This window comes from Pseudomonas sp. Irchel s3a12, from assembly GCF_900187485.1.
Taxonomy (GTDB): Bacteria; Pseudomonadota; Gammaproteobacteria; order Pseudomonadales; family Pseudomonadaceae; genus Aquipseudomonas; species Aquipseudomonas neuropathica.
The window spans coordinates 230,208-257,060 of sequence record NZ_FYDN01000001.1 but is presented as its reverse complement, the minus strand read 5'-3'; the positions used below and the strand labels follow the sequence as shown (position 1 = coordinate 257,060).

Below are 26,853 nucleotides of genomic sequence, written 5' to 3'. Positions count from 1 at the left end.
ACGACGACACCAGCGTTGACCCGAAGGCCCGCTGGCGAAATTTGAAAATAAGGATGTGCAATCTTAACAGAGTGTGTCCGGGCTGACTTGCACAAACCTGCCGACTTTGTTGCCTGATCCGGTGGCAGATCGTCACATGCCTGAAGGATAAGGCCTACGCTGTGATAAAGTCCGCGCCCTGAAAAACGTACAACCTGCTCAACGACCGGTTTATTGGCGTTGATGTCGCGTCAACACTTTCGGTTCGTGGCGGTGGTCTGCCCCTGTTTTGCCATCGCTTTACGCAACCTTGCACCCTATAAAAAATCAGAGATGCCGCTATGACCGCTTCATCCCCTTCTCTACTGCAACGCCTCAAGAACCTCAGCCTGGTCACGCAGATCCTCATCGGCCTGATCGCCGGTATTGCCCTGGCGCTGTTTGCCCCGGAAGCGGCGAAAGGCACGGCGTTCATCGGCAAAGTGTTTGTTTCAGCGTTGAAAGCCGTCGCACCGATTCTGGTGTTCGTGCTGGTGATGGCCTCGATTGCCAACCACAAGCACGGCCAGGAAACCCATATCCGCCCGATCCTGTTCCTCTATTTGCTGGGCACTTTTGCGGCGGCGGTCGTGGCCGTGGTTGCGAGCATGGCGTTCCCATCGCACCTTGTGCTGTCGACCGACAACGTTTCGGTGACGGCGCCGGGCGGTATCGGCGAAGTGCTGCAAAGCCTGTTGTTGAGCGTGGTCGATAATCCGGTCAGCGCACTGATGAACGCCAACTTCATTGGCATCCTGGCGTGGGCGATCGGCATGGGCATCGCGATTCGTCATGCCGGCGACACCACCCGTGAAGTGCTGGGTGATCTGTCCAATGGCGTGACGGTGATCGTGCGCGTGGTGATTCGCTTCGCACCGCTGGGCATTTTCGGTCTGGTGGCATCGACACTGGCCACCTCCGGTTTCGGTGCGCTGATCGGTTACGCGCACCTGCTGGCCGTGCTGCTCGGCTGCATGCTGTTCGTGGCACTGGTGATGAACCCGCTGATCGTGTTCTGGAAACTGCGTCGCAACCCGTATCCGCTGACTCTCAAATGCCTGCGTGAAAGTGGCATCACCGCATTCTTCACCCGCAGCTCGGCGGCAAACATTCCGGTCAATCTGGAATTGAGCAAGCGTCTGGGTCTGCATGAAGACACCTATTCGGTGTCGATCCCGCTGGGCGCGACCATCAACATGGCCGGTGCGGCGATCACCATCACCGTGCTGACCCTGGCGGCCGTGCATACGCTGGGTATTGCCGTGGATATTCCTACGGCGATTCTGCTCAGCGTTGTCGCCGCCATTTGCGCCTGTGGCGCTTCGGGCGTGGCGGGTGGTTCGTTGCTGTTGATTCCGCTGGCGTGCAGCCTGTTCGGTATTCCAAGCGAAATCGCCATGCAAGTGGTGGCAGTCGGTTTCATAATCGGGGTGCTGCAGGATTCGGCAGAGACGGCGCTGAACTCGTCGACTGATGTGCTGTTTACCGCTGCGGCGTGCCTGGGTGAGGAAGCAAAAGCCCAACGTACGGCGTAACAGACGCTGTAATGAAAAGCCCGCCATGGTGTGAACCTTGGCGGGCTTTTTTGTGGCTGAGATCTTTTCCCCCTCACCCCAACCCTCTCTCCCCAAGGGGGCGAGGGGGAAAGGGGGCAGACCGAGTGCTGCTCAAACCTGAGTTCGACTCGATAGATCAGGTCGGCGTATCTAGAACAAACAACTCGGTCAGTCCCCTCTCCCTCTGGGAGAGGGCTAGGCGGGCGGCGTTCCGATGAGGGCTTTGACGTTTTAGAACGCGCCCATGTAATCACGCTTGCCCACTTCAACCCCGTTATGACGCAGCAGCGCATAGGTGGTAGTGACGTGGAAGAAGAACTGCGGCAGACCGTAAGTCAGCAGGTAAGCCTGACCACTGAAGCGCTTCTCTTTCGGCGTACCCGGACGAGTAACTATTTCGATGCCTTCCTTGCCATCGATCTGCTCTGGCTTGATCTCGCCAATGTAGGCCAGCACCTTGGCAATCAGGGCTTGCAGCTCGGCGAAGGTGGTTTCGGTATCGTCGTACTTAGGCACTTCGACTTCAGCCAGACGCGAGGAAACACCTTTGGCGAAGTCAACGGCGATCTGCACCTGGCGGGTCAGCGGGAACATGTCCGGGTACAGACGGGCCTGCAGGAAAGCGTTCGGATCGATGTTTTTCTCGGTGGCGTGGGCTTCAGCCTTTTTCAGGACATCGCTCAGGGCGTTGAGCATTTGTTGAAAAACCGGGACGGATGCGGCGTACAGGGAAATGGTCATGGCAGTCTCGTGTGGTGGCTGGGTGGAACAAGGAGGCGATTATAGCCATGCTTGATGACCACACGGCTTGCCTTTTGTTTGGCAAGGATTAGGCTAGGCGCCTTCGACTGCAGAGGGAACGCGCGATGACCACAGAGACAGAATCCAGCTTCGACGAACCACGGCTCAACGCAACGGAAATCCGTATTCTCGGCTCGCTGATCGAGAAACAGGCAACCAGCCCGGAAACCTATCCGCTGACTCTCAATGCGCTGGTGTTGGCCTGCAATCAGAAAACCAGCCGCGAACCGGTGATGAACCTGAGCCAGGGTCAGGTCGGCCAGAGTTTGCGGGCGCTGGAAGGTCGCGGTTTCGCCAGGCTGGTGATGGGCAGTCGCGCCGACCGCTGGGAACACAAAGTCGACAAGGCGCTGGAACTGGTGCCAGCGCAGGTGATTCTCAGCGGACTGATGTTTCTGCGCGGCCCGCAAACCGTCAATGAGCTGCTGACCCGCAGCGGGCGCATGCATGATTTCGAAGACGCCGAACAGGTGGTGCATCAGCTCGAACGTTTGATTGCGCGGGGTTTGGCCGTGTTGATTCCGCGTCAGGCCGGGCAGCGCGAAGACCGTTATACCCATGCGTTGGGTGATCCGGCGGATAGCGAGGCAATTATGGCAGCGCGGCAGAGTCCGCAGGATCGCGGTGCAAGCAGTGGCGTTTCGGTTGAGCGTATCGAAGAGCTAGAAGCGCGAATCGCTGCGCTGGAAGAACGCCTGGCCCGCCTCGAATAATCACACAAAACCAATGTAGGAGTGAGCCTGCTCGCGATAGCGGTGTGTCAGTCACATCATTTTTGGATGACTCACCGCTATCGCGAGCAGGCTCACTCCTACAAGGGATCTGCGTGTTATTCACCATCCCAGTAATCCACGCCATCCGCCTGCCGTGCCACTGCGACAAAGCCTGAGGCATTGCCCTCAGCATCGACCTTGAAGTTATCCATCACCACGTACTTGTTCGAATCCGGGTATTCGCAAATATCGGGCTGCTGCTGGGTGCTCACCGCCAGATAGCGCAATTCGCCCGAGCTGGTATTGATGATCTGATGCGCCTTTTCCGGCCCACCCGGCGGGCAAGCGATCACGTCGCCTTCGCGGATCGGGAAACGCTCGGCGCCCAGACGCACCTCGCCCTCCCCGGCCACCACGTAAAACATCTCTTCGTTGACCCGATGGCTGTGAAACGGGCTGCCGCGCATGCCCGGTGGCAAGGCATACAGGCGATAACCGAGTTTCTGCGAACCCAGTTGCTGGCCAATCCGCGCCATGCGCTGTTGATAGCGCCCGGCGGTTTCGCCTTCCGGGGCCAGGGCTTCGGGCAGGGGTTCGAGTTCGACCTGATGCAGGTTGAGGATGGGCGGATGCATGGGAGCCTCGGTCACGGTTTTTATTGGGAGCAAGTCTGTGCTTGCTGGGGAGGCAGTATAGGCAATGTTCAGATCTGAATCCGTAGTGAGGCCATCGCGAGCAGGCTCACTCCTACAGGGTGAACGCTTTCCAACTGTAGGAGCGAGCCTGCTCGCGAAGAGGCCCGCCCTGCCACCACAACACTCAATCAGCTCCGGGCAAACGCCACCGCCGCCGCAAACTGCTCTTCAGTCGGGCGCACGCCGGTGTACAGCACAAACTGCTCCAGCGCCTGAATCGCAATTACCTCAAGCCCGGTAATGACCTTTTTACCCTCGGCCCGGCCGCGCACGATCAGCGGCGTCTCCGACGGAATCGCGACCACATCAAATACCGTCTCAGCCGCAGCAATAACTTGAGGCTCAAACGCCAACTGCCCCGCTTCCGGCCCGCCGTCCATGCCCACTGGCGTCACATTGATCAGCATCTGCGGGCGTTCATCACCCAGTTCAGCCTGCCAGCGATAGCCCAGCGAATCCGCCAACGCACGCCCTGCCCGCTCATTGCGCGCAACGATCAAACCGTTTTTATAACCACCGTCACGCAGGGCGCTGGCCACCGCCTTGGCCATGCCGCCGCTGCCGCGCAGGGCGAAGGTCGATGCCTTGGGCACCGCGTGGGTTTCCAGTAACTGCGCCACAGCGATGTAATCAGTGTTGAAAGCCTTGAGATGGCCGTGGGTGTTGACGATGGTATTGATCGACTGGATCGCCGCTGCCGATGCATCCAGTTCATCGACCAGCGCAATGCACGCTTCCTTGAACGGCATCGACACGCCGCAACCACGGATGCCCAACGCGCGAATACCGCCCACCGCGCCGGTCAGGTCCTGGCTGCTGAAAGCCTTGTAATAGAAGTTCAGGCCCAACTGCTCATACAAATGGTTATGAAAACGCAGACCGAAGTTACCCGGGCGCCCCGACAGGGACATGCACAATTGGGTGTCTTTGTTCGGGTTCATCTGCATGAAACTTCTCCTTCAAACGCACTTTCGGATAAACGGGATTAGCCAGCCCATCGGCTTCTGAATGATCATAGAGGCCTGTATTAAACGTGTTCCGGGACCATCAAGCGTCACGGTAAAGAAGCCGGTACAGACCTTACACAAAATTTACCCAGCGGCTGTGCTGATTTTCAGAATTTCGCTGTCTTAGAAGTATCCCCGCGACAACTGTGGGCCTGGTGCAGGCCCTGCCGCCGGGTCGAAGAACCGAGGATTTATCATGATTCGTAAACTCCCCATTCTGGCCTTGTTGATTGGCGCACTTGCTGTCACAGGTCAGGCAGAAGCCGGTGGTGGCCACGGCTGGCAAGGCCCTGCGGTGTTTGGCGCGATCGTCGGCTCGGCCATCATCGGCTCGGCGCTGATCAACCAGGATCGGCCGGTATATGTGCAGCAACAGCCAGTTTATGTGCAGCCGCAACCGGTCTACGTGCAGCAGCCGCCACCACCGGTCTACTACCAGCCAGCACCGGTGTATGTGCAGCAGCCGGTGTACATTCAACAGGCCCCCGTCTATTACGGCCCGCCTCGCGGTTATTACGGTCGGCCACATGGCTACTATGGCGGTCCACGCTGGTAACCAAAAAACAAAGCCCTGCTTTTACAGCGGGGCTTTTTTATGACCGTTGGTCGGCCAGCGTCTGAAAAAATCTCGCCAAGGTCGCTGTGAGGACAGTTTCACCGGCTAAAGTCGGCATGATTGTTTGACCGTTGTGTACTTTTCCATAAAACGGTCACTTATTTGTCATGACGGAACCGCAATCTGAATCCGTCCGTAAACAACAGGTTGATAACAACAAGGACGACTGTATGCCAACGCAAAACCCGCACCGCATCGTCGGCCTGTGCACCTCCAGCAAGGTGTACAGCGCGCTGACCGAACTCAAGCACCTGGAAGGCCATCGTTGCGCCAAGTTCCTTTCGCTGCTGGCGGAAAACCTCGTGCACAAAGGTTTGCTCAACGAGCGCGAAGTCATGCACATGCTTGATCAAGTGGTCGACTGAAGCCTCAACGGCATCAATGACCACTATCGAAAGCGTTGATTGTCCGTAGAACCGGCGAATCTCTAAGGTAGCTCCATTGATAGATGGAGGTACTCGTCATGGCTCAGGTTCAAATCATGTCCGTTATCGGCAGCGCCGTCCCCGCTTCGCTCAGGGCCACGGGCCTGCTCGCCTGCTGGTATCTGATGCGTGACGGCGAAGCGATCAGCGGCCCGCTGACTTCCTTGCCTGCTGCGCAGGCACTGTCGCAGAAGATCGTCAGCGCGCCGTTTCACGCTTAAGGCAGTTGCACTTTGGGCTTGGTCTCGGCGAACAGCGCCCAGCTCGACATGAACAATGCCGCGATCAGCGGCCCGATCACAAAGCCGTTGAGACCGAAGACTGCCAGGCCGCCAAGGGTCGAGATCAGAATCATGTAGTCGGGCATTTTGGTGTCCTTGCCCACCAGAATCGGCCGCAGCACGTTGTCCACCAAACCGATCACGAAGACCCCGAACAAGCCCAACACCACGCCCTGCCAGATCATCCCGCTGAGCAGGAAATACACCGCCACCGGCGCCCAGACAATCCCCGCGCCGACCGCTGGCAGCAACGACAAAAACCCCATCAACACTGCCCACAGCAGCGCGCTGGGGATGTCGAGAAACCAGAAAATCGCCCCGCCCAATGCGCCCTGCGTCACCGCGACCACCAGATTGCCCTTCACCGTCGCGCGTACCACGCGGTTGAATTTCAACTGCAAGCGCCGCTTGTGGCCTTCCTCCAGTGGCACGGCGGTGCGCACCTTGCGCGCCAGCTCGGCGCCGTCACGCAGAAAGAAAAACAGCAGATACAGCATGATGAAAAAACTCACCACGAATTCGAATGTGCCCTGGCCAAAACTGAACGCCTGACTGGCCAGCACCTGGCTACCCTGCATCGCCGATTTGACGATTTTCTCGCGCAGGCCATTGAGCTCGCCCATGCCGAAACGGTCGAGCAAATGCTGAAAGTATGGCGGCAGGCTGTGCTTGAATTGCGCCAGATACGCAGCGATGTCCAGTTCGCCGCTTTCGATGTTCTTGTAGACCGCCGCGCCTTCCTGCACCAGCAGCACACTGAGGATGATCACCGGCAGAATCGCGATCACCAGGCAGACCGACAAGGTACACAGGGACGTCAGGTTGCGCTGCCAGCCGAATTTCGCCTGCAGCCGGCGTTGCATCGGCGCAAACACAATGCCGAGAATCACCGCCCAGAACACCGCGCCGTAGAACGGCAAGAGGATCCAGATAAACGCCACCGTGACCAGCAACAGCAGCACGGTGAGGGATTTGAATTGAAGGCTTTTTTCGTTCATGTCCGATCCATGTCAGTCAGGCGTCATGCACGCCCCGATGCTTAGTCAACCGCGGCCTGCACGAGTGCCATCTTTATTCATGGAGCATAGTTGCGGATCAGCGTTAGCCGCTTATCGAGCTCGTTCACCCACAACAAAACGCGCTCAGTGCAAAGCGTAGATCCAGATCAATAAGCCGCGCCCGAATCCGCCTTACCCTGCCGCGCTTTTGCGACCGACACCGCCATGATCCCTACCCTCGCCGCCCCCGAACTGCTCGCCCCCGCTGGCACCCTGAAAAACATGCGTTACGCCTTCGCTTACGGCGCCGATGCGGTCTACGCCGGCCAGCCGCGTTACAGTCTGCGGGTGCGCAACAACGAGTTCGATCACGCCAATCTGGCGCTGGGGATTCGTGAAGCGCAGGCGCAAGGCAAACGCTTTTACGTGGTGGTCAACATCGCCCCGCACAACGCCAAGTTGAAGACCTTCCTCAAGGATCTGGCACCGGTCATCGACATGGCCCCCGACGCACTGATCATGTCCGACCCGGGATTGATCATGCTCGTGCGACGACATTTCCCGCAGATGCCGATTCACCTGTCGGTGCAGGCCAATACGGTGAACTGGGCGAGCGTCGAGTTCTGGCAGCAGATGGGTTTGAGCCGGATCATCCTGTCGCGAGAATTGTCGCTGGAGGAAATCGGCGAAATCCGTGAGCAGGTGCCGGGCATGGAACTGGAAGTGTTCGTCCACGGCGCGCTGTGCATGGCCTATTCCGGGCGCTGTCTGTTGTCGGGTTACATGAATAAGCGCGATGCCAATCAGGGCACCTGCACCAATGCTTGCCGCTGGAAATACTCAGCGCAAGAGGCCACCGAAAACCAGCTCGGCGAGATCGTCCAGACCTTCCAGCCAGAGCCAACGCTGGGGCTGGGCACGCCCACCGATCAGGTGTTCCTGCTGCAGGAAGCCAATCGCCCCGATGAATTGATGCCAGCGTTCGAGGACGAACACGGCACCTACATCATGAACGCCAAGGACCTGCGCGCGGTGCAGCACGTCGAGCGCCTGACGCGCATGGGCGTGCATTCCCTGAAAATCGAAGGCCGGACCAAATCGCACTTCTATTGCGCGCGCACCACCCAGGTGTATCGCCGCGCGATTGATGATGCGTTGGCCGGGCGTGAATTTGATCGCAGCCTGATGACGGATCTGGAATCACTCGCACAGCGTGGCTACACCGAAGGATTTCTGCGTCGGCATGTGCATGACGAGTACCAGAATTATCAACACGGCAGTTCGGTGTCGGAGCGTCAGCAGTTCGTTGGCGAGTTGACCGGCGAGCGGCGTGGGCGGTTGGCAGAGGTCAAGGTGAAGAACCGCTTTGCCTTGGGTGATCATCTGGAGTTGATGACGCCGAAGGGCAATTTCCATTTTGATCTGCATAAGTTGCAGAACGCTAAAGAAGAAGCGATCGAGGTGGCACCGGGGGATGGGCACACGGTGTATCTGCCGATTCCGGATGCAGTGGATTTGCGGTTTGGGTTGTTGATGCGGGATCTGCGTGATGCCTGAGAAGGCCCTCACCCTAGCCCTCTCCCAGAGGGAGAGGGGACCGATTGGGGGATATTGGAGAAGTTCACCGACCTGAAATTACGTCGGTGAATCCATAACCGACACTTAATCAAGAACATTGGACTTGGCCGAATCCATAATCGACTCGATCGTTCAGCTTGGCTGAATCCATAATCGCTCGCGATGAGGCCAGCAAACTCAACATAAAAACCAAGTCTCAGCGCCGATCATCCGACAACGGCGTCGGCTCATCCGCCGGCGGCACCCCCTCATCGTCCGCTCCCGGATCTTTCCAATCATCCGGCCGGTCGGCGTCACTCAATGGATCGCGCCCCGGGGGCATTCCCATCGGTGAGTCGTGATCAGCCAGTGTCGGTTCATCGGTACCGGGCAGCGGCCGGGTCGAATCGGTGGGCAGCACGCCACCCTGAAACAGCAAATCGTTAGCCATGACGCACCTCACTCAGGAGGTCCGGAATATCCGGGCCGTTCAACTTGGAATCAGCCCTTTGCACGGCGTGCTATCGAACAGACCAACGGCCATCAACCCCGCGCGGAAAACCGGTCGCGGCTGTTGGTCAGATGCAGCCACATGGCCGCGCGCGCGGCGTCCGCATCCTGACGCTTGATCGCATTCAGAATCGCCTCGTGCTCCAGATGAGCCAGTTGCCCAAGTTTGCTCAGATCCGCCGCACCGCGCTCGGCGGCGTTGAGCCGGTGACGCGGAATCATCGCGCTGCCCAGGTGCTGCATGATCTCGCTGAAGCAAACATTGCCGGTGGCCTCGGCAATCAGCAGATGAAAGCGCCGATCCGCTTCGACGCAACTGTCGTTGTTGTCCAGCAGACGCTGATAGTCATCCAGCGCCTGGCGCATCTGCAGCACTTGCGCCTCCGTGCGCCGCTGCGCCGCCAGCGCCGCCGCTTGGGTTTCCAGGCCCAGACGCAGTTCGAGAATGCTGCGCACACCGAGCGCCGTGTCGACATTGAGGCGTAAGCCCTGCTCCGCAACACGCTCGATGACAAAGGTGCCGATGCCGTGGCGCGTCTCCACCAGCCCGGAGGCCTGCAACTTGGAAATCGCCTCGCGCACCACCGTGCGGCTGACACCGTGTTCCTGAACGATGGAATTCTCTGACGGCAGCTTGTCGCCGGGCGACAGTTGGCCGAGCAGTATGCTTTGCGTGAGCTTCTCCACCAGGTCATGGGCGAGGTTGTGCGCACGTTTACGGGCGGGAGCGTCGAGGTCTTCTTGCATGATCGGTTCCGGTGATCGGGGCTTGTGGATCGTAGCATCCTGCGGGGATGACGAAATTGAGTCTAGCGGCTCAACTTGTATGACAACACTCAAATAAACGGAAATACCTTCAAACACTCCTGACAAACAGAACCGTGTCGCCCTGGGGGTGACGCGATGTTCTACGCCTTAAAAACCCAGTAAACATTGATCATTAACGCAAAAAAGCATAAAAAACCGGCATCCCAGAGAAAAATAATCGGCCAACCCTACTTGTAGGACAAAATTTCTCAGTTGTATGATGTCTAGCAACAACGCAGCACCTGCCCTACCCCGCATAAAAATAATCAGTGGGAGAAAACCAAGTGAAAACCTCCGTCTCCGGGATGAACGAGGGCGTCGATTCGACACTCGCGTCCGCCATCTCGAAAGTGAAACGCCACGTCCTGCCGCTTTTCGTGATCATGTTCATCGTCAATTACATTGACCGAGTGAACATCGGTTTCGTCCGCACTCACATGGAACATGACCTCGGTATTGGTGCCGCCGCTTATGGCTTCGGCGCCGGTCTGTTCTTCATCGGTTACGCGCTGTTCGAAGTCCCCTCCAACATGCTGCTGCAGAAAGTCGGCGCACGCATCTGGCTGACCCGCATCATGTTTACCTGGGGTCTGGTCGCCGCCGGTATGGCGTTCATCCAGAACGAAACCCACTTCTATGTACTGCGCTTTTTGCTCGGCGTGGCCGAGGCAGGGTTCTTTCCCGGGGTGATCTACTACTTCACCCGCTGGCTGCCCGGCGCCGAACGCGGCAAGGCGATTGCGATCTTCCTCAGCGGCTCCGCCGTGGCCTCGTTGATCTCCGGCCCGTTGTCCGGTCTGCTCCTGCAAATCAACGGACTAGGCATGCACGGCTGGCAATGGATGTACTTCATTGAAGGGATGTTCTCGGTGGGACTATGCGTGTTCGTCTGGTTCTGGCTCGACGCCAAACCCCACGACGCGAAATGGCTGACCCGCGCCGAACAGGATGCATTGGTCAACGCCATCGATGCTGAACAGAAGGCCCGCGAAGCCGCGACGCCAATCCGGCCATCGATGGGCAAGCTGCTCAAGGACCGCCAGATCATTCTGTTCTGCCTGATCTACTTCTTCATTCAACTGACGATCTACGCGGCAACCTTCTGGCTGCCGAGCATCATCAAGAAAATGGGCGAGATGAGCGACTTCCAGGTCGGCCTGTTCAACTCGATTCCGTGGTTGCTGTCGATCATCGGCATGTACGCTTTCGCCTCGTTCTCGGCCAAGTGGAAACACCAACAGGCGTGGGTCGCCACCGCCCTGTTGATCGCCGCTGCGGGGATGTTCATGTCCACCACCGGCGGGCCAATCTTCGCTTTCGTCGCGATCTGTTTTGCCGCGCTGGGTTTCAAATCCGCTTCGTCGCTGTTCTGGCCGATTCCGCAGGCGTATCTGGATGCACGCATCGCGGCGGCGGTGATCGCGTTGATCAACTCGGTCGGCAACCTCGGCGGCTTCGTCGCGCCGACCACTTTCGGCCTGCTCGAAGAACACACCGGCTCGATTCAGGGCGGCCTCTATGGCCTGGCCGCGACCTCGATCATTGCCGCGATCATCGTCTTCTTCGCGCGCACCACGCCGAAACCTGCGGCTGACATTGCCGTCGCCGATGCCGTGCCAAAGCACGCCTGACGTCCATTTTTAAAGATTGCGAATAAGAAGGATAAAAACCATGACCGCACACGACACCGCCAAAGCCCCGATCATCACCGACATGCAAGTCATCCCGGTGGCCGGCCACGACGGCATGCTGCTCAATCTGAGCGGCGCTCACGGGCCGTTTTTCACCCGCAATATCGTCATCCTCAAGGACAACGCCGGCCACACCGGCGTCGGAGAAGTGCCCGGCGGCGAGCGTATTCGCCAGACCCTGGAAGACGCGCGCAGCCTGGTGGTCGGCAGCCCGATCGGCACGTATCAGAAGATCCTCAATGAAGTGCGCCAGACCTTCGCCGACCGCGATGCTGGCGGTCGTGGTCTGCAGACTTTTGACCTGCGCATCACCATCCACGCGGTGACGGGCCTCGAAGCCGCGCTGCTCGATCTGCTCGGTCAGCATCTCGATGTACCGGTGGCGGCGCTGCTCGGCGAAGGTCAGCAACGTGATGAAGTGAAGATGCTCGGTTATCTGTTTTACGTTGGCGATCAGCGCGAAACCGACCTCGCCTATCGCAGCGAACCGGACGCCGACAATGACTGGTTCCGCGTGCGTCACGAGAAGGCCATGAGCGCCGAAGCCGTGGTGCGCCTCGCCGAAGCTGCCCACGCGAAGTACGGTTTCAAGGACTTCAAGCTCAAGGGCGGCGTGCTCAGTGGCGATGCGGAAATTGAAGCGGTGACGGCGCTGGCCGAACGTTTTCCTGATGCGCGGATTACCCTCGATCCGAACGGCGCTTGGTCACTGAAAGAAGCCATTCGCTTGTGCCGCGATCAGCATCAAGTGCTCGCCTATGCCGAAGACCCGTGCGGTGCGGAAAACGGTTATTCCGGTCGAGAGGTTATGGCCGAGTTTCGTCGTGCCACGGGGCTGAAAACCGCCACTAACATGATCGCCACTGACTGGCGTGAAATGGGTCATGCGATCCAGTTGCAGTCGGTAGACATTCCGCTGGCTGACCCGCATTTCTGGACGATGCAAGGTTCGGTGCGCGTGGCGCAGATGTGCCATGAATGGGGGCTGACCTGGGGCTCGCACTCCAACAACCACTTCGACATCTCGCTGGCGATGTTCACCCATGTCGCCGCTGCGGCGCCGGGCGAGATCACCGCGATCGACACCCACTGGATCTGGCAGGACGGCCAACGTTTGACCAAGGCGCCGCTGCAAATCATCGATGGTCTGGTGCAGGTGCCTAAAAAACCGGGTCTGGGAGTCGAGCTGGATATGGATCAGGTGGCCAAGGCTCATGAACTGTATAAAGGCATGGGCCTCGGCGCACGCGATGACAGCGTGGCGATGCAGTTTCTGATTCCGGGGTGGAAGTTCGATAACAAGCGGCCGTGTCTGGTGCGCTGAACCTGATCTCCAATCCACCACGGTCCCTGTAGGAGTGAGCCTGCTCGCGATAGCGGTGTGTCAGTTGATATCAATGTTGACTGAGACACCGCTATCGCGAGCAGGCTCACTCCTACAAGGGTTTTGCATTAACCAGAGATTTGCAGAAGCCAGGTTTTGAACGCTGTCATGGCCGCCGTTTCAGGCCGCGACTGCAACCGCGTCAACCAGTAACTCCCCGTCGTAATCTCAATCGCAAACGGCTGACAAATCGCCTCCGCCGCCAGTTGCCGGGCGAACATCAGCGGCGGCGCCAATGCCACCCCACCGCCCTGCAAAGCCGCCTCCATCATCGCCAGCGACGAGTCGAAAACGATGCTTTGCGGCGGTGCCGCTTGAGTCGCCAACCCGGCAGCCTGAAACCACTCCGGCCATTCATCCGTACGATAGGAACGCAGCAGCGTCTGCTGCAGCAAGTCCCCCGGCGAATGCAATTGCCGAGCGATTTCCGGCACGCACAACACCGACAGCGGTGCCTCAAGCAACCGCGTCGCTTCGATACCATGCCACGCCCCGGCGCCAAAGCGGATCGCGTAATCCAGCCCTTCTGCCGCCACATCCACGCGATTGTTGTTCGTCGACAGCCGCAAATCTATGAGCGGATGTTTCGCGCGGAAGTCCGCCAGCCGCGGCAACAGCCAACCCACGGCAAACGTACCGACCGCGCCGACGGTCAGCATTTCGCGGTACTGTCCACCGGCGAGACGTTCGAGAATCTGCGCGATGTGATCGAACGAGGTGCTCAACACCGGTAGCAAGGTTTCGCCTTCACTGGTCAGCATCAGCCCACGGGGCAGGCGTTTGAACAGCGTGACGTTGAGTTGCGCTTCCAGGCTTTTGACCTGATGGCTGACCGCAGCCTGGGTGACGCACAGTTCCACGGCGGCGCGGGTGAAGCTCAAATGACGCGCCGATGCTTCAAAGGCGCGCAGTGCATTCAGCGGCAATTGCGGTCGAATCATGCCCAGCCCCAAATTTTTCTAATGGCTCGTGCGAGTTTTCGTCGTTTGTCGATTGGTGCCGCGCTGACTAAATTGGCGGCGCTGATCAGTCGCCCAACACAGAAATCGCCCGCAGTGTAGCGGGATAACGCTAGCAACACTCATGGAGAGTGGTTCATTCATGTCATCCATTCAATCGAGCAACGTCATTTCCTGCGCCGCTTTCGGTCTGCTCTTCGGCACCAGTGCCTGCTTCGCCGCCGTGCCCGACGATGCGCAACTGTCAGCGCTGGTCAACGCAGCGGTGACGCCGGTGATGCAGCAACAGAACGTTCCCGGCCTCACCGTAGCGCTGACCATCAACGGCAAGGCGCATTACTTTAACTACGGCGTCGCCAGCAAAGACACCGGACAAAAAGTCAGCGAAAACACCTTGTTCGAAATCGGCTCGGTGAGCAAAACCTTCACCGCCACCCTCGCCGGTTACGCCCTGGCGACCGGTAAACTCGACCTGTCGACCAAGGCCAGCCAGCTCTGGCCTGATCTGAAAGGCAGCACCTTCGACAACATCAGCGTGCTGCAACTGGGCACCTACAGCGCCGGCGGCTTGCCACTGCAATTTCCGGACAACGCGGATTCGCCTGACAAGATGCTCGGCTATTTCCAACAGTGGAAACCGGTATATCCCGCCGGCAGCCATCGCCAGTATTCAAATCCAAGCCTTGGGTTGTTCGGTTATCTGGCCGCGAAAAGCCTCGGCCAGCCGTTTGACCAAGCAATGACGCAAACCCTGCTGCCGAAACTCGGTTTGCAGCACACCTACCTCAGCGTGCCGGCCGCGCAAATGGACCTGTATGCCCAGGGCTATGACAAAAACGGCAAACCGGTGCGCGTCACGCCCGGTGCGCTGGATTCGCAGGCCTACGGGGTGAAAACCAGCGCGGTGGACATGCTGCGTTACGTGCAGGCCAACCTGAAACCTGAAACGCTGGAAGCGGTACTGCAAAAAACCATCGCCAATACCCACACCGGTTATTACACGGTTGGCGATATGACCCAAGGCCTGGGTTGGGAAATGTACCGCTACCCGATCAGTCTCGAGCGTTTGCTCGCCGGCAACTCGACGGAAATGGCCATGGAGGCGCACAAGGTGCAGTGGCTGAATCCGCCGCAACCGCAACCGGAAGATGTGTTGATAAACAAGACCGGCTCGACGGGTGGCTTCGGGACTTACGTGGCGTTTGTGCCGAGCAAGGATATTGGCATTGTGATCATGGCGAACAAGAACTTCCCGATTCCTGAGCGGGTGAAAATCGCCCATACAATTCTTAGCGCTGTTGCTGACTGAAAATCAAAAGATCGCAGCCTGCGGCAGCTCCTACATCGACCGAGTGAAAAACCCGATCCTGTAGGAGCTGCAGCAGGCTGCGATCTTTTCGCGGACAAAAAATGGGCGACCTGCTGAGGTCGCCCTTTTTTTAATCAGGCCATGCCATCAATCATCCGGCATTTCCGGCGGCTTAGACGGTTTTGCAGGCTTGGTCGGCTTTGCGCCTTTCGTACCTTTGGCCGGTTCAGGCTCGGCAGCAACTGGCGCCTGAGCCGCAGCGGCCGCTTCCTTCTCAGCCATTGGCATGGCATCAATGGTGTCAAAGATCTTCTTCAAATCCACCGACTTCGATTCGTCCCCGGAGCTTTCCAGTTTCTTCTCGCCATCTTTGCCCACCAAAATCACTTTGGGCAACGCGCCGGCGCCAAGTTTCAATGCGCGGATCAGCGCCATGGTGTCTTGCTGGCCCATGTCCTTGCCGTCGAGCTGGCCGGACATGTTGAGGATGGTGTAGACCTTGATGTTGCGGTCGGCTACGCCTTTTTTGTTCGCGGGGTCTTCCAGCGACTTTTTCAGGCTTACCCACACGGGGTCGACCGTGCTTTGTGCGATCACGATCAGCGGTCGGGCGCGGCCCATGTCCCCGGCGATGGGCGAATCGTTGTCAGCGGCGAACAAGGGGCCGGCAATCGCCAGCAAGAGTGTCAGGGTCAATGACCTGATGAGCATGCGCATCTCCTTTTGATATCCACGCTCTAATGATTGCGCATCGTGGCGATTGTTCCGGGACAACCCGGCAAATATCTTCCGCCTAGTCAGAAGCTTAGGACAGGCGCGACATTGCGCAACATATCCGAGGTGATCGCAACGCGGATTTGATTACCTTTTATGACCGCATTAGGGTGGTAGTTCTGCCCATGAAATGGAGTTCACCCGCATGCACATCGATTACCTGTGCGATCACCCCGAATTGATCGAAGAACTGGCCACGCTCAACTTCAAGGAGTGGGGCGAGTTTCGCCCCGGGCAAACCGTCGAACACCGCATCGAACACATGCGCGAATCCTGCGGCAAAGGCGCAGTGCCCAGCGTGGTGGTGGCGCTTGAAGGTTCACGTTTGCTGGGCGGCGCGCTGCTGATCGAAAGCGATCTGAAGCTGCGCCCGAACCTGACGCCATGGCTGGCGGGGGTTTATGTGAAGGCTGAGGAGCGCGGTCGCGGGATTGCTTCGCAACTGGTCGATCGAGTGGTTGCAGAAGCGGCGGCGCTAGGCGTGCCCGAGTTGTATCTGTACACCGACACGTCGCAGTCGCTGTATGCGCGACTGGGTTGGGAAGTGGTTGAAGAGCTGGTCTACGACGATTTGCCGGTGACGGTGATGAAATACGCCACCCGCCAGTAAGAACACCCGTAGGAGCTGCCGAAGGCTGCGATCTTTTGATCTTTAAAAACAACATCAAGAGATCGCAGCCTGCGGCAGCTCCTACATGAGACCGTATTTGGCGGGGCCAGATCAGAACGCCAGTTTGTAGCCGATCAGCACCAGCATCGTCGCCAGGCACGGGCGCAGCACTTCATCGGAGATGCGTCCGGTCAGGTGGCTGCCGAGCCAGATGCCTGGCAGAGAACCCACCAGCAAAAAGCCCAGCACGCCCCAATCCATGTTGCCCATGCTCGCGTGGCCGAGGCCTGCAACCAGGGTCAGCGGCACGGCGTGGGCGATTTCGGTGCCGACCAGACGCCGGGTCGGCAGCAGCGGATAGAGGATGAACAGCGCGACAGTGCCGAGGGCGCCGGCACCGATCGAGGTCAGGGCGACCATGGTGCCGAGGATCAGACCGGTGATCACAGTCATCACGTTCAGGCGCGAACCGCTCGGGTTGTAGTTGCCGCCGGCGCGTTTGTGGGCGAAGTCGAGCAAGCGTTTCTTGAAGAAGATCGCCAGCGCCGTGGCGAACAGGACGAAGCCCAATGCCTGTTTGATGATGGCGTTCATCGCGTCCGGCGCGGTGTGCAGGGTGCTGAGGAACCACAAGGTCATAGCCACCGCCGGCACGCTGCCGAGGGTCAGCCAACCGGTGATGGCCCAGTCGATGTTCTTGTTTTTGCGATGGACGAGTACGCCACTGGATTTGGTAATGGCGGCGTACAGCAGGTCAGTGCCCACCGCCGTTGCCGGGTTGATGCCGAACCACAGCAGGATCGGCGTCATCAACGAACCACCGCCGACACCGGTCATGCCGACAATAAAACCCACCACCAGCCCGGCAATCACCAGGCCGAAATTTGCCAATTCCATTAAACCGTCCAGAAAAACGACAGGAAAAATCTGGCCCGCAGCATAGCGATTTTTCTTATAACCACATATATCGATGCGGTCTATCGTTATGCCATATCGAACTCACCAACCCATATCACTGTGGGAGCGAGCCTGCTCGCGAATACGGTGGGTCATCCGACACATTTATCGACTGACACAACGTCTTCGCGAGCAGGCTCGCTCCCACAGGTGTTATGGGGTGGCTGATAGGTCAGTGCACCCTTCGGCCCGGTTTGAAGCTGTGGTTTTTGTTGATCCACACCGTGGCCAATGCGATGAGGGACAGAATCAGCAGCGCCCACGGAAACGACATTGCCCCCGCCCGATCCAGCAACAACCCGCCAAACAAGCCGCCGCCGGCAATCGCTACGTTCCAGGACGTGGTGAGCATGGCTTGCACCACATCGACATGTTCACCGGCCGAGTCCGCCGCCGAGGTCAGCAGCAACGTGGCCGAGCCACCAAACGACAGGCCCCACACTGCCATGCAGGCATACATGATCAGCGGTGACGGCGCTGCCACTGCCAACACCAGCGCGGTCAACGCAAACACCGCAAGGCTGATCAACGTCAGCCAGCGCAACCAGCGATCCACCAGCATGCCGATGATCCAGATCCCCACCAGCGAACACAGGCCAAATACCAGCAGCACCAAATCGACCCGATCGGCGAGCCCGGCCTGCATCAGAAACGGTGCAATGTAGGTGTAGAGAATGTTGTGCCCGAGCATCCACGTCAGCACCACAAACAACACGGGCCGCACGCCCGGCAGGCGCATCGATTCGAGCAGCGGCAGACGCTCGTCACTGGCCTGCCCCGGACGATCCGGCACGGCGATCACGATCCACGCGGCCAGCACCAGAGCCAGCGCCGACATGATCCCGAACGACGCACGCCAGCCGATCAGATTGCCCAGCCACGTCCCCGCCGGCGTGCCCAGTGACAGCGCCACCGGGGTGCCAAGCATGGCAATCGCCAGTGCTCGACCCTGTTGATGCACCGGCACAATGCCGCGCGCATACCCGGCCATGATCCCCCACGACAACCCCGCCGCCATCCCGGCGAGAAAGCGCGAGGCGAGGGTCAAACCGTAATGGCTGGAGAACGTGGTGACGGTGTTGAACAACAGAAACCCGCCGACCGTCATCAATAACACCCGCCGTCGCGGCCAGCCGCGTGTGGCGACGGTCAGCGGAATCGCCGCGACAATCGAACCCAGTGCATACAGCGTCACCAGTTGCCCGGCGAGTACTTCACTGACGTTGAGCCCGGCGCCGATTTGCGGCAGCAGCCCGGCGGGCAGGGTCTCGGTGAGAATGGCGATGAACCCGGTCATGGCGAACGCCAGCAACGCGGCATAGGGTAGTTTGTCCGCACGGGCGGTGCGGTCGACGCGGCTGAAATCGGCGCTTGCAGGGTCGGTCATGACGGGAGCGGCTCCATTTTGATCAATAGCGGCGTCGGATTGTATACAAAAAATAGGCGCACCATTTGATCAATGTGGGAGCGAGCCTGCTCGCGAATGAGGTGGACCAGTCAACTCTTCAGCGCCTGAAGGAACGCTTTCGCGAGCAGGCTCGCTCCCACATTGAATCTCTGCACACCACAAAAACTTGTGGGAGCTGGCTTGCCAGCGATGAGGCCAGGCCAGGCAACATAGTTTTGCCTGACCCACCGCCATCGCTGGCAAGCCAGCTCCCACAGGTTTTGTGCTGCATTGATGATCACCGCCCCAACCGAACTCACTGCACCGGCAAGAAATTCAGGAACAACAAACTCTGCGCGTAGTTAAGGCCGATCCGCCGGTAACGCTCATCAAGCATCTGCGTGATCAGGTCCAGCCGCGCGACGATTTTGCCGAACTCGGTGGCGAAGCTCAGGTTGCTGCCCTCCTCCGAGATCTCATTGGAAAACAGCAGCGGCTGCCCTTCCTTGTTCTGCCGCTGGGACAAAATCCACGTGGCTTTTTCGATATTGCGTGCAGCGTTGTGAACGAACGTCGGGTTGATCGCATCGGTCATGTAGAACTCAGTGCGATTGCCATGGGCGGTGACCAGCATGCTGCCGATGGCATAGATGAACGCGCCGACACGGTCGCCGAGAAACTCCGGACTCATCGCATAGCTGAGCGCCGCCAAATCTTTTCGACCGCCAAGCACCGGCAACGGCTGTTGCTGCTCCACGGCCATCCGCACCTGCTTCACAGCGGCATGGATGTTGAGAAACCCTGACTTGCGCAGCTCGTCCGGGTTGCGCAGGTACAGCTTGGCTTGCAAGCGATAGAGGCTGCTGAGGTTGTCGCGCATCGCCAACGTGGCCATGCGGTCGACGCTGGTCTGCAGGAACTCCTGCGGCTTCCCTTCACGCATCTGATTGAAGAAACCATTGCCGTCCTGGTGACTGCAACCGCTGAACAGCAGCGACGACAAACAGGCCAGCAACAGGCACGGGCGGCGGAAAAAAGCGGCGATCAGGGCAAAAGCTCTCGGCATGAAATCTCGAACAGGCACATTCCTGTGCGGCGGGAGTCACCGCATCCTGGCCATGGATAGAGCCGCCGATTGCGAAAAAGTGCAGTGGTGCGCACGACCAGCCGACCTTCGGCAATGTCTGCCCAACCAATTAGTCTGTCTTTATTGTTGAAATAAACGATTAATCAACTATAAATCTTCACTGCACACACAAATAGCATGACTAGTTATCCTGTAGGAGCTGCCGAAGGCTGCGATCTTTTGACGTTGGGGTTTAGAAGCAAGATCAAAAGATCGCAGCCTTCGGCAGCTCCTACACGGCATCGGCGCCATTTTGAAAACAACAACAAAAAGGAAGGTCAACCATGCTTCAATCCCGTCACCTGCTCTCCGGCCTCGGACTGTCCCTGATGATCGCCACCCTTTCCGCCAACGCGGCCGGCCTCAGCGCCGAACACAAAGCTTTCGGCAAAACCAATGACGGCACGCCCGTCGAGCAATACATCCTGCGCAACAGCCACGGCATGCAAGCCACCGTCATCACCTACGGCGCGACCCTGCAATCGCTGAAAGTCGCCGACAAGCACGGCAAGTTCGACGACGTCGTGCTCGGCTTCGATGATGTCCAGGGTTACCAGAAAGGCACCGCCTACTTCGGCGCAACCATCGGCCGCTTCGGCAATCGCCTCGCCGAAGGTGCCTTCGAACTCGACGGCAAGCGCTATCAAGTGCCGCAGAACGATAAGACCAACGCGCTGCACGGCGGCCCGCAGGGCTTCGACAAGAAAGTCTGGAAAGCCCAGGAAACCAAGGACAAGGATTCGGTCGGCGTGACCCTGACCTATCTGTCGGCGGACGGCGAAATGGGTTTCCCCGGCAACCTCACCACCGAGGTGACCTATCGCCTCACCGACAACAACGAGCTGCGCATCGACTACAAGGCCAGCACCGACAAACCGACCGTGCTCAACCTGACCAACCACAGCTATTTCAACCTCGCCGGCGCTGGTAATGGCGACATTCTCAAACAGGTCGCCACCCTGCACGCCAGCCATTACACCCCGGTCACCGCCAAACTGATCCCGACCGGCGAACTGGCACCCGTGGCGGGCACGCCGATGGACTTCAGCAAACCGACGGAGATCGGCACGCACATCAAAGCGGATCATCCGCAGCTAAAATTCGCTGAGCCGAAACAGGGTGGGTTTGATTTCAACTGGGCGCTGGATACCAGGGGCGATATCGGCAAAGTTGCTACTGAGGTGAGTGACCCGCAGTCCGGTCGTGTGCTGCAGTTGTTCACCACGGAGCCGGGTGTGCAGTTCTATACCAGCAACTTCCTCGACGGCACCGTCAAGGGCAAGGGTGGCAAGGTCTATCCGCACTGGGGCGCGTTTACCCTGGAGACTCAGCACTATCCGGATTCACCGAATCAACCGGACTTCCCGAGTACTCGGCTTGATCCGGGGCAGGCTTACAGCCACAGCGTGGTGTTGAAGTTCTCCGCAAAATAACTCGCCCCGCCGTACCTGATCGTTCCCACGCGCAGCAAAGGAATGCCTCAAGGGACGCTCCGCGTTCCAGCTCGCGAAGGGACGCGGAGCGTCCCGGGCTGCATTCCCACGCAGAGCGTGGGAACGATCTGGTCTATCCTGCTGCCCACTAAAAGGTATCGACACATTCAGCAAGGAGGTTTGCATGCGTACCCTCGAACTGGCCGGCGTCCAGGTTCCAATCATTGGCCAAGGCACCTGGCGCATGGGTGAAGACCGCTCGGCGCACAAGCGTGAAGTGGCGGCGCTGCGCACGGGGATCGAGCTGGGCATGACCCTGATCGACACGGCGGAAATGTACGCCGAGGGCGGCGCCGAAAGCGTGGTTGGCGAAGCCATTGCCGGTCTGCGCGATCAGGTGTTTCTGGTGAGCAAGGTCTACCCGCACAACGCCAGCCGCAAAGGCATCCCGCAGGCCTGCGAGCGCAGTCTGCGGCGGCTCGACACCGATTACATCGACCTCTATCTGTTGCATTGGCGCGGCCAGTATCCGCTGGAAGAAACCGTCGAAGCCTTTGAACGCCTGTGCGAGGACGGCAAGATCGGCCGTTGGGGCGTGTCGAATTTCGATGTCGACGATCTCGAAGAACTCTCCAGTTCGGTCTGCGCGACCAATCAGGTGCTCTACAACCTCGAAGAGCGCGGTATCGAATTCGATCTGCTGCCGTGGTGCCAACACCAGCGCATGCCGCTGATGGCTTACTGCCCGATTGGCCAAGGCGGCGCGATGCTGGCTGAACCGCTGCTGAATGAGATTGCCGCTCGTCATGGCGTAACCCCCGCACAGGTTTCGCTGGCGTGGATTCTGCGTCAGGATGGTGTGATTGCGATTCCCAAGGCTGTGCGACCGGAACACGTGCAACTCAATGCACAAGCCGCGCAACTGCAACTGGAGGCCGGGGATCTGGCGGCGCTGGACCAGGTTTTTAAAGCGCCACAACGCAAGCAGCGGCTGGCCATGGTCTGAGCCGCCGACTGGCGAGGGCTTCGCGATGAGAAGCACAGATCAGTACGACCCGTTCAACCTGCAACGTTTTGTCCAGGCCCAGGACCCGGTGTTCGAGCGCGTGCAACGCGAACTTGATGATGGCCGCAAGCGCAGCCACTGGATGTGGTTTGTCTTTCCGCAGTTCGCCGGCCTGGGCGGCAGTGAAATGTCCCGGCGCTTCGCCATCGGTTCAGCCGAAGAAGCCCGGGCCTATCTGGCCCACGAGCTGCTCGGCGCGCGCCTGCGTACCTGCACGCAGTTAGTGCTGAAGGTGAAACAGCGCTCGATCGCGGAGATTTTCGGCCATCCCGATGACCTGAAGTTTCATTCCTCGATGACCCTGTTCGCCCAGTTTGCCGCTGAAGACAGCGTGTTCACTCAAGCGCTGGAGCGCTATTTTCACGGCATTCTCGATGAATGGACGCTGCAATTGCTCGACTCAAAACAGGCCCAGTTGCCCCCCGATCAGGGTTGAGAAATCGTCGTCGACAAACGGCAGAATCGCATCCGCCACCGGTTGCAGTTGCCGTGTGATGTAGTGGTCGTAGTCGATGGCGGCGCGGCGCACTTCCAAAGGCTCCGGGCCGGCCAGGGTGATGACGTAGCTGATCCAACCGCCGTTCTGGTATTGCCGTGGGCGCCCGTGCTGGGCGTTGTAGTCGTCGGCCAGCCGCGCCGCACGCACATGCGGCGGTACGTTGCGTTCGTAATCGTCGAGGGTGCGGCGCAGGCGTTTGCGGTACACCAGCCGATCATCGAATTCGCCGGCAAGGGTTTTGCGCACATAGTCGCGCACGTAATCCTGATAGGGCTTGCGCTGGAAAATCCGCTCGTAGAGTTCCTGCTGAAATTGCCGGGCCAGCAGCGACCAATCGGTGCGCACGGTTTCCAGACCTTTGTAGACCATTTCATCGCTGCCGTCGGCGCGGGTGACGAGGCCGGCGTAGCGTTTCTTGCTGCCCTCCTCGGCACCGCGAATGGTCGGCATCAGGAAGCGTTTGTAGTGAATTTCGAATTGCAGTTCGAGGGCGCTTTCCAGTCCGTACTCCTCCCGCACATGTTCGCGCCACCAATCGTTGACGTGCTTGACCAGTGCATGACCGATGTTCGCCGCCTCTTCCTGCCCGTGCGGACGACGCAGCCAGACGAAAGTTGAGTCAGTGTCGCCGTAAATCACCGCGTGGCCCTGCTCTTCAATCAACTTGCGCGTGCGCAGCATGATCTCGTGACCACGCAAGGTGATCGATGAAGCCAGCCGCGTATCGAAGAAGCGACAACCGCTGGAGCCGAGCACGCCATAGAAGGCGTTCATGATGATTTTCAGCGCTTGCGACAACGGTGCGTTGTGCTCACGCTTGGCGGTCTCACGACCCTCGGCGACACGTGAGACGATCGCCGGCAGGCAATGGCGAGTACGCGAGAAACGTGCGCCACGGAAACCCGCCACGGAATCGGCGTCATCCGGGTGTTGCAGGCCTTCGATCAGGCCCACCGGGTCGATCAGAAAGGTGCGTATGATCGACGGATACAGGCTCTTGTAATCGAGCACCAGCACCGATTCATACAGGCCCGGCTGTGAGTCCATGACGAAGCCGCCGGGGCTGGCCTGCGGGGGATTGGTGCCGAGGTTCGGCGCGACAAACCCCTGACGATGCATCAACGGCATGTACAGATGCGTGAACGCCGCCACCGAGCCGCCGCTGCGATCGGCCGGCAGCCCGGTGACGCTGGCGCGTTCGAGCAAAAAGGTCAGCAATTCAGTCTTGGCGAAGATCCGCGTGACCAGTTCGCAGTCCTTGAGGTTGTACTTGGCCAGCGCCGGTTTGTCCTCGGCGAACATGCGGTTGATTTCGTCCATGCGCTGGTACGGGTTGTCGATGGACTTGCCTTCGCCGAGCAGGGTCTGCGCGACGTTTTCCAGACTGAACGACGGGAAGCTCCAGGTCGCTGAACGCAGCGACTCGATGCCATCGATGATCAGCCGCCCCGCCGCCGAGGCGAAGTAGTGATTACGGCTGCCATGTTCGCGCCATTGCATCTCTTCGCCGCCACGGCCGATCTTCAGCGGCACGCCGAGGCGCCGTGCGTGTTCGTGGAGGATGCGCAAATCGAACTGCACAACGTTCCAGCCAATGATCGCGTCGGGATCGTGGCGGGCGAACCAGTCGTTGAGCTTCTTCAGAATGATGGTGCGCGAGTCGCAGTATTCGAGGTCGAAATCGACGATGCTGTCGTCGCCATTCGGCGCGCCTAGCATGTACACCTGACGCTCGCCACAGCCTTCGAGCGCGATGGAGTACAGCTCGCCGGTTTCGGTAGTCTCGATGTCCAGCGAGACCAGGCGCAGCTTCGGTCGGTAATCCGGGTCAGGTTTGAGCTGGGCGTTGAACAACACGCCGTCGGCATCGGGCGTGCCGCTGAACTGCACCGGCGCAGTGATGAAGCGCTCCATCAGGTAGCGTTCCGGCGGGCGTACATCGGCTTCGTAGACGTCGACCCCATTGCGGTTGAGCGCGGTTTCCAGGCGCATCAATTGGCCGTGTTGCTGGCAATACAGACCGAGCACCGGGCGATGCTCGAAATCCTGCAGGGCCAGCAGGCGCAGTTCGACATTCTTCTCGCCATGCAGCAGGCGTTCGGCCGCTTCGCGCTGCTCAGCGGGGATAAACGCCACCGACGGCTGATGCGGCAAACGCACACGGCGCGGCCCGGCGTCAGTCGCCAGCCAGAACTCGACTTCGGTGCCGGCCGGGGTATCGCGCCAATGCCGGGTCAGGACGAAGCCCTGCGGTAAATCCACCACTGCAACCTCAGGAATTGAATCAGAGGGGCATTCTACGCGGCATTGCGTGGGATGACCCTGGCGATAAATCGGCGTCAACCACGGAAAAAACCGGCGAATGACGTTTTTTGCGTGTTATCTGCCGCTTTGCCACCTTGCCCTGCGCGCTTGCGTCTACGATGCTTGGAGAACAACGACAACACCTGAGTAACCACCATGAAGACCGTCGCCCAACTGCTCAAGCTCAAAGATCAGAAAAATCAGGAAGTGCACCAGATCAAGCCTGATCACATGGTGCTCGAAGCGCTGATGAAGATGGCCGAGAAAAACGTCGGCGCCTTGCTGGTGGTCGAAGACGATAAGGTGGTCGGCATCATCAGTGAACGCGATTACGCACGCAAACTGGTGCTGCATGGCCGCTCATCCGTGGGCACGCCGGTGCGCGACATCATGGTGGCGAACGTGATCACCGTCGACACCCACCAAACTGTCGACACCTGCCTGGGCATCATGTCCGACAAACGCCTGCGCCACTTGCCGGTGGTGGAGAACGGCAAGCTGATCGGTTTGCTGTCGATCGGTGACCTGGTCAAGGAAGCGATTGCCGAACAGGCAGAGCTGATCAAGCAACTGGAGCAGTATATCCGCGGGGAATAATCCCCGTCCTCCTCATGATCGTTCCCACGCGCAGCAAAGGAATACCTCCTGTGACGCTCTGCGTCACGCTTTGGGACGCAGAGCGTCCCGGGCTGCATTACCACGCGGAGCGTGGGAACGATCATCGTCGGTCAGGACGGCCAATGCCGGGCGAAGACCGGTGCCAGCACCGGATGCCGGTCAATCCGCTGCAACCACGCATAAAACCCCGGTCGCGTCTGACGCAAATGCTCGCGGCTGCCCGCCCAGCGCGTCACCACTGCCGCCAGCACATCCAGTGCCCCCGGCGTTTCGTCATCCAGATACAGCTCGGCAGAAAACTGGTCGGCAAACACCTCCCAACTCCAATGCAATCGCTCACGCGCTCCGGCCACCAGATTCTGCCGCGAGGCTTCGTCAGGCATCAGCAGCCAGCGCTCCGGATAATCGATGACGCCGATCGCCGCATAACAGTTGCTGACGATGTAGACCAGACCGCGAATCGCCTGATCACGGTCATCCGCCTTGGTCGGCAGCAGGCCGGACTTGGGAAACGTCAGGCCCAGATGAATCAGGATCGCCGCGCTCTCGGTGATGGCGCCGCCATCGGGCAGTTGCAAGGTCGGTATCTGCTTGAGCGGATTGAGCTGCGCCAACGCCTCGGCAGCTTCGGTGCTGGCTTCGACATCAATGAAACGGTAAGCGATCTGGCACAGCTCCAGCGCCGCTTCGATGGCCGCCGCGCCTGAATTTCTGTGCCCATAGAGCTGGTACATATCCAATCCCCCCGAAAA

27 protein-coding genes are annotated in these 26,853 nt (G+C 59.2%); 14 read left to right on the top strand and 13 right to left on the bottom strand.

The genetic code is table 11. From position 1 onward, the window contains the following. Positions 1–320 precede the first annotated feature (320 nt). Positions 321–1,553, top strand: a complete 1,233-nt coding sequence (sstT, locus tag CKW14_RS01200; RefSeq protein ID WP_095050828.1) for a serine/threonine transporter SstT — start codon at positions 321–323, stop codon at positions 1,551–1,553. A 252-nt stretch (positions 1,554–1,805) separates the two neighbouring features. On the opposite strand, the gene CKW14_RS01195 is transcribed toward sstT, so the two are convergent. Beyond that, positions 1,806–2,315, bottom strand: a complete 510-nt coding sequence (locus CKW14_RS01195; protein WP_034154670.1) for a DUF1993 family protein — start codon at positions 2,313–2,315, stop codon at positions 1,806–1,808. A 125-nt stretch (positions 2,316–2,440) separates the two neighbouring features. Between CKW14_RS01195 and CKW14_RS01190 the strand changes: the two genes are divergently transcribed. Beyond that, positions 2,441–3,088: a YceH family protein gene (locus CKW14_RS01190; protein WP_095124446.1), complete on the top strand. Its 648-nt coding sequence runs from the start codon at positions 2,441–2,443 to the stop codon at positions 3,086–3,088. Positions 3,089–3,204: 116 nt separating this feature from the next. Here CKW14_RS01190 and CKW14_RS01185 read toward each other — a convergent pair whose 3' ends face one another. Both CKW14_RS01185 and CKW14_RS01180 read right to left on the bottom strand, forming a co-directional pair. Then, positions 3,205–3,723: a cupin domain-containing protein gene (locus tag CKW14_RS01185; protein ID WP_095124445.1), complete on the bottom strand. Its 519-nt coding sequence runs from the start codon at positions 3,721–3,723 to the stop codon at positions 3,205–3,207. A gap of 188 nt (positions 3,724–3,911) precedes the next feature. After that, complete coding sequence (locus CKW14_RS01180; RefSeq protein ID WP_095124444.1) at positions 3,912–4,730, bottom strand: shikimate 5-dehydrogenase; 819 nt, start codon at positions 4,728–4,730, stop codon at positions 3,912–3,914. 256 nt (positions 4,731–4,986) lie between these two features. Here CKW14_RS01180 and CKW14_RS01175 point away from each other — a divergent pair, with 256 nt between their 5' ends. The 3 genes from CKW14_RS01175 (at position 4,987) to CKW14_RS01165 (ending at position 6,052) form a co-directional block, all read left to right on the top strand. Next, complete coding sequence (locus CKW14_RS01175) at positions 4,987–5,346, top strand: hypothetical protein (protein ID WP_007917357.1); 360 nt, start codon at positions 4,987–4,989, stop codon at positions 5,344–5,346. 230 nt (positions 5,347–5,576) lie between these two features. Then, on the top strand, positions 5,577–5,771 hold the full coding sequence (locus CKW14_RS01170) for a hypothetical protein (RefSeq protein WP_016984641.1): 195 nt from the start codon (positions 5,577–5,579) through the stop codon (positions 5,769–5,771). Between the two features lie 98 nt (positions 5,772–5,869). Further along, positions 5,870–6,052 (top strand): hypothetical protein, encoded by a 183-nt coding sequence (locus CKW14_RS01165; protein WP_095050832.1) that lies wholly within the window; start codon positions 5,870–5,872, stop codon positions 6,050–6,052. On the opposite strand, the gene CKW14_RS01160 is transcribed toward CKW14_RS01165, so the two are convergent. Then, positions 6,049–7,110: an AI-2E family transporter gene (locus CKW14_RS01160; RefSeq protein WP_093434002.1), complete on the bottom strand. Its 1,062-nt coding sequence runs from the start codon at positions 7,108–7,110 to the stop codon at positions 6,049–6,051. The genes CKW14_RS01165 and CKW14_RS01160 overlap by 4 nt on opposite strands. Positions 7,111–7,335: 225 nt before the next feature. On the opposite strand from CKW14_RS01160, the gene yegQ reads away from it, so the two are divergent. Further along, positions 7,336–8,667, top strand: a complete 1,332-nt coding sequence (yegQ, locus tag CKW14_RS01155; protein ID WP_095124443.1) for a tRNA 5-hydroxyuridine modification protein YegQ — start codon at positions 7,336–7,338, stop codon at positions 8,665–8,667. A gap of 217 nt (positions 8,668–8,884) precedes the next feature. Here the strand turns inward: yegQ and CKW14_RS01150 are convergent, their stop codons facing one another. Both CKW14_RS01150 and CKW14_RS01145 read right to left on the bottom strand, forming a co-directional pair. Then, on the bottom strand, positions 8,885–9,118 hold the full coding sequence (locus CKW14_RS01150; protein WP_095124442.1) for a hypothetical protein: 234 nt from the start codon (positions 9,116–9,118) through the stop codon (positions 8,885–8,887). 92 nt (positions 9,119–9,210) lie between these two features. Further along, a complete protein-coding gene (locus tag CKW14_RS01145) occupies positions 9,211–9,924 on the bottom strand; it encodes a FadR/GntR family transcriptional regulator (RefSeq protein WP_093433993.1) in 714 nt (237 codons plus the stop codon). A gap of 344 nt (positions 9,925–10,268) precedes the next feature. Between CKW14_RS01145 and CKW14_RS01140 the strand changes: the two genes are divergently transcribed. Together CKW14_RS01140 and gudD are read left to right on the top strand one after the other, a co-directional pair. Beyond that, positions 10,269–11,615: an MFS transporter gene (locus CKW14_RS01140; protein WP_095124441.1), complete on the top strand. Its 1,347-nt coding sequence runs from the start codon at positions 10,269–10,271 to the stop codon at positions 11,613–11,615. Positions 11,616–11,655: 40 nt separating this feature from the next. Then, positions 11,656–12,999: a glucarate dehydratase gene (gene gudD, locus CKW14_RS01135; protein ID WP_095124440.1), complete on the top strand. Its 1,344-nt coding sequence runs from the start codon at positions 11,656–11,658 to the stop codon at positions 12,997–12,999. A 128-nt stretch (positions 13,000–13,127) separates the two neighbouring features. Here gudD and CKW14_RS01130 read toward each other — a convergent pair whose 3' ends face one another. Further along, complete coding sequence (locus CKW14_RS01130) at positions 13,128–14,000, bottom strand: LysR family transcriptional regulator (RefSeq protein WP_095050837.1); 873 nt, start codon at positions 13,998–14,000, stop codon at positions 13,128–13,130. A gap of 160 nt (positions 14,001–14,160) precedes the next feature. On the opposite strand from CKW14_RS01130, the gene ampC reads away from it, so the two are divergent. After that, a complete protein-coding gene (gene ampC / locus CKW14_RS01125) occupies positions 14,161–15,327 on the top strand; it encodes a class C beta-lactamase (RefSeq protein ID WP_095124439.1) in 1,167 nt (388 codons plus the stop codon). Between the two features lie 147 nt (positions 15,328–15,474). Here ampC and CKW14_RS01120 read toward each other — a convergent pair whose 3' ends face one another. Then, on the bottom strand, positions 15,475–16,038 hold the full coding sequence (locus CKW14_RS01120) for a DUF4174 domain-containing protein (protein ID WP_095050839.1): 564 nt from the start codon (positions 16,036–16,038) through the stop codon (positions 15,475–15,477). 208 nt (positions 16,039–16,246) lie between these two features. On the opposite strand from CKW14_RS01120, the gene CKW14_RS01115 reads away from it, so the two are divergent. Continuing rightward, positions 16,247–16,711 carry a GNAT family N-acetyltransferase gene (locus CKW14_RS01115; protein ID WP_095050840.1) on the top strand — a complete coding sequence of 155 codons (465 nt, stop codon included), beginning with the start codon at positions 16,247–16,249 and terminating at the stop codon, positions 16,709–16,711. A gap of 111 nt (positions 16,712–16,822) precedes the next feature. On the opposite strand, the gene CKW14_RS01110 is transcribed toward CKW14_RS01115, so the two are convergent. The 3 genes from CKW14_RS01110 to CKW14_RS01100 form a co-directional block, all read right to left on the bottom strand. Continuing rightward, entirely contained in the window at positions 16,823–17,608 is a 786-nt protein-coding gene (locus tag CKW14_RS01110; protein WP_034154648.1) for a sulfite exporter TauE/SafE family protein, read from the bottom strand. 232 nt (positions 17,609–17,840) lie between these two features. Continuing rightward, positions 17,841–19,055 (bottom strand): MFS transporter, encoded by a 1,215-nt coding sequence (locus tag CKW14_RS01105; RefSeq protein WP_095050841.1) that lies wholly within the window; start codon positions 19,053–19,055, stop codon positions 17,841–17,843. A gap of 316 nt (positions 19,056–19,371) precedes the next feature. After that, entirely contained in the window at positions 19,372–20,121 is a 750-nt protein-coding gene (locus CKW14_RS01100) for a hypothetical protein (RefSeq protein WP_095051023.1), read from the bottom strand. A gap of 344 nt (positions 20,122–20,465) precedes the next feature. On the opposite strand from CKW14_RS01100, the gene CKW14_RS01095 reads away from it, so the two are divergent. The 3 genes from CKW14_RS01095 (at position 20,466) to CKW14_RS01085 (ending at position 23,116) form a co-directional block, all read left to right on the top strand. Further along, a complete protein-coding gene (locus CKW14_RS01095; protein WP_095124438.1) occupies positions 20,466–21,614 on the top strand; it encodes an aldose epimerase family protein in 1,149 nt (382 codons plus the stop codon). A gap of 184 nt (positions 21,615–21,798) precedes the next feature. Then, positions 21,799–22,620: an aldo/keto reductase gene (locus CKW14_RS01090; protein WP_095124437.1), complete on the top strand. Its 822-nt coding sequence runs from the start codon at positions 21,799–21,801 to the stop codon at positions 22,618–22,620. Positions 22,621–22,645: 25 nt separating this feature from the next. Then, positions 22,646–23,116, top strand: a complete 471-nt coding sequence (locus CKW14_RS01085; protein WP_095124436.1) for a DUF1810 domain-containing protein — start codon at positions 22,646–22,648, stop codon at positions 23,114–23,116. Here the strand turns inward: CKW14_RS01085 and CKW14_RS01080 are convergent. Then, positions 23,081–25,441, bottom strand: coding sequence for a DNA polymerase II (locus CKW14_RS01080; protein WP_176471235.1), 2,361 nt, complete (start codon positions 25,439–25,441; stop codon positions 23,081–23,083). The two genes, CKW14_RS01085 and CKW14_RS01080, sit on opposite strands and share 36 nt — an antisense overlap. A 198-nt stretch (positions 25,442–25,639) precedes the next feature. On the opposite strand from CKW14_RS01080, the gene CKW14_RS01075 reads away from it, so the two are divergent. Then, positions 25,640–26,080 (top strand): CBS domain-containing protein, encoded by a 441-nt coding sequence (locus CKW14_RS01075; RefSeq protein WP_008084932.1) that lies wholly within the window; start codon positions 25,640–25,642, stop codon positions 26,078–26,080. Between the two features lie 131 nt (positions 26,081–26,211). Here the strand turns inward: CKW14_RS01075 and CKW14_RS01070 are convergent, their stop codons facing one another. Then, complete coding sequence (locus CKW14_RS01070) at positions 26,212–26,835, bottom strand: glutathione S-transferase (RefSeq protein ID WP_095124434.1); 624 nt, start codon at positions 26,833–26,835, stop codon at positions 26,212–26,214. Between the last annotated feature and the right edge of the window lie 18 nt (positions 26,836–26,853).

Bases quoted from the DNA above. Each gene is read 5' to 3' on its own strand.
- CKW14_RS01095 (WP_095124438.1), top strand. From the start codon at position 20,466: ATGCTTCAATCCCGTCACCTGCTCTCCGGCCTCGGACTGTCCCTGATG.
- gudD (WP_095124440.1), top strand. From the start codon at position 11,656: ATGACCGCACACGACACCGCCAAAGCCCCGATCATCACCGACATGCAA.
- CKW14_RS01115 (WP_095050840.1), top strand. From the start codon at position 16,247: ATGCACATCGATTACCTGTGCGATCACCCCGAATTGATCGAAGAACTG.
- ampC (WP_095124439.1), top strand. From the start codon at position 14,161: ATGTCATCCATTCAATCGAGCAACGTCATTTCCTGCGCCGCTTTCGGT.
- CKW14_RS01110 (WP_034154648.1), bottom strand. From the start codon at position 17,608: ATGGAATTGGCAAATTTCGGCCTGGTGATTGCCGGGCTGGTGGTGGGT.
- CKW14_RS01090 (WP_095124437.1), top strand. From the start codon at position 21,799: ATGCGTACCCTCGAACTGGCCGGCGTCCAGGTTCCAATCATTGGCCAA.
- CKW14_RS01160 (WP_093434002.1), bottom strand. From the start codon at position 7,110: ATGAACGAAAAAAGCCTTCAATTCAAATCCCTCACCGTGCTGCTGTTG.
- CKW14_RS01175 (WP_007917357.1), top strand. From the start codon at position 4,987: ATGATTCGTAAACTCCCCATTCTGGCCTTGTTGATTGGCGCACTTGCT.
- CKW14_RS01130 (WP_095050837.1), bottom strand. From the start codon at position 14,000: ATGATTCGACCGCAATTGCCGCTGAATGCACTGCGCGCCTTTGAAGCA.
- CKW14_RS01180 (WP_095124444.1), bottom strand. From the start codon at position 4,730: ATGCAGATGAACCCGAACAAAGACACCCAATTGTGCATGTCCCTGTCG.
- sstT (WP_095050828.1), top strand. From the start codon at position 321: ATGACCGCTTCATCCCCTTCTCTACTGCAACGCCTCAAGAACCTCAGC.
- CKW14_RS01120 (WP_095050839.1), bottom strand. From the start codon at position 16,038: ATGCTCATCAGGTCATTGACCCTGACACTCTTGCTGGCGATTGCCGGC.
- CKW14_RS01150 (WP_095124442.1), bottom strand. From the start codon at position 9,118: ATGGCTAACGATTTGCTGTTTCAGGGTGGCGTGCTGCCCACCGATTCG.
- CKW14_RS01085 (WP_095124436.1), top strand. From the start codon at position 22,646: ATGAGAAGCACAGATCAGTACGACCCGTTCAACCTGCAACGTTTTGTC.
- CKW14_RS01075 (WP_008084932.1), top strand. From the start codon at position 25,640: ATGAAGACCGTCGCCCAACTGCTCAAGCTCAAAGATCAGAAAAATCAG.
- CKW14_RS01165 (WP_095050832.1), top strand. From the start codon at position 5,870: ATGGCTCAGGTTCAAATCATGTCCGTTATCGGCAGCGCCGTCCCCGCT.
- CKW14_RS01190 (WP_095124446.1), top strand. From the start codon at position 2,441: ATGACCACAGAGACAGAATCCAGCTTCGACGAACCACGGCTCAACGCA.
- CKW14_RS01170 (WP_016984641.1), top strand. From the start codon at position 5,577: ATGCCAACGCAAAACCCGCACCGCATCGTCGGCCTGTGCACCTCCAGC.
- CKW14_RS01105 (WP_095050841.1), bottom strand. From the start codon at position 19,055: ATGACCGACCCTGCAAGCGCCGATTTCAGCCGCGTCGACCGCACCGCC.
- yegQ (WP_095124443.1), top strand. From the start codon at position 7,336: ATGATCCCTACCCTCGCCGCCCCCGAACTGCTCGCCCCCGCTGGCACC.
- CKW14_RS01195 (WP_034154670.1), bottom strand. From the start codon at position 2,315: ATGACCATTTCCCTGTACGCCGCATCCGTCCCGGTTTTTCAACAAATG.
- CKW14_RS01185 (WP_095124445.1), bottom strand. From the start codon at position 3,723: ATGCATCCGCCCATCCTCAACCTGCATCAGGTCGAACTCGAACCCCTG.
- CKW14_RS01070 (WP_095124434.1), bottom strand. From the start codon at position 26,835: ATGTACCAGCTCTATGGGCACAGAAATTCAGGCGCGGCGGCCATCGAA.
- CKW14_RS01145 (WP_093433993.1), bottom strand. From the start codon at position 9,924: ATGCAAGAAGACCTCGACGCTCCCGCCCGTAAACGTGCGCACAACCTC.
- CKW14_RS01100 (WP_095051023.1), bottom strand. From the start codon at position 20,121: ATGCCGAGAGCTTTTGCCCTGATCGCCGCTTTTTTCCGCCGCCCGTGC.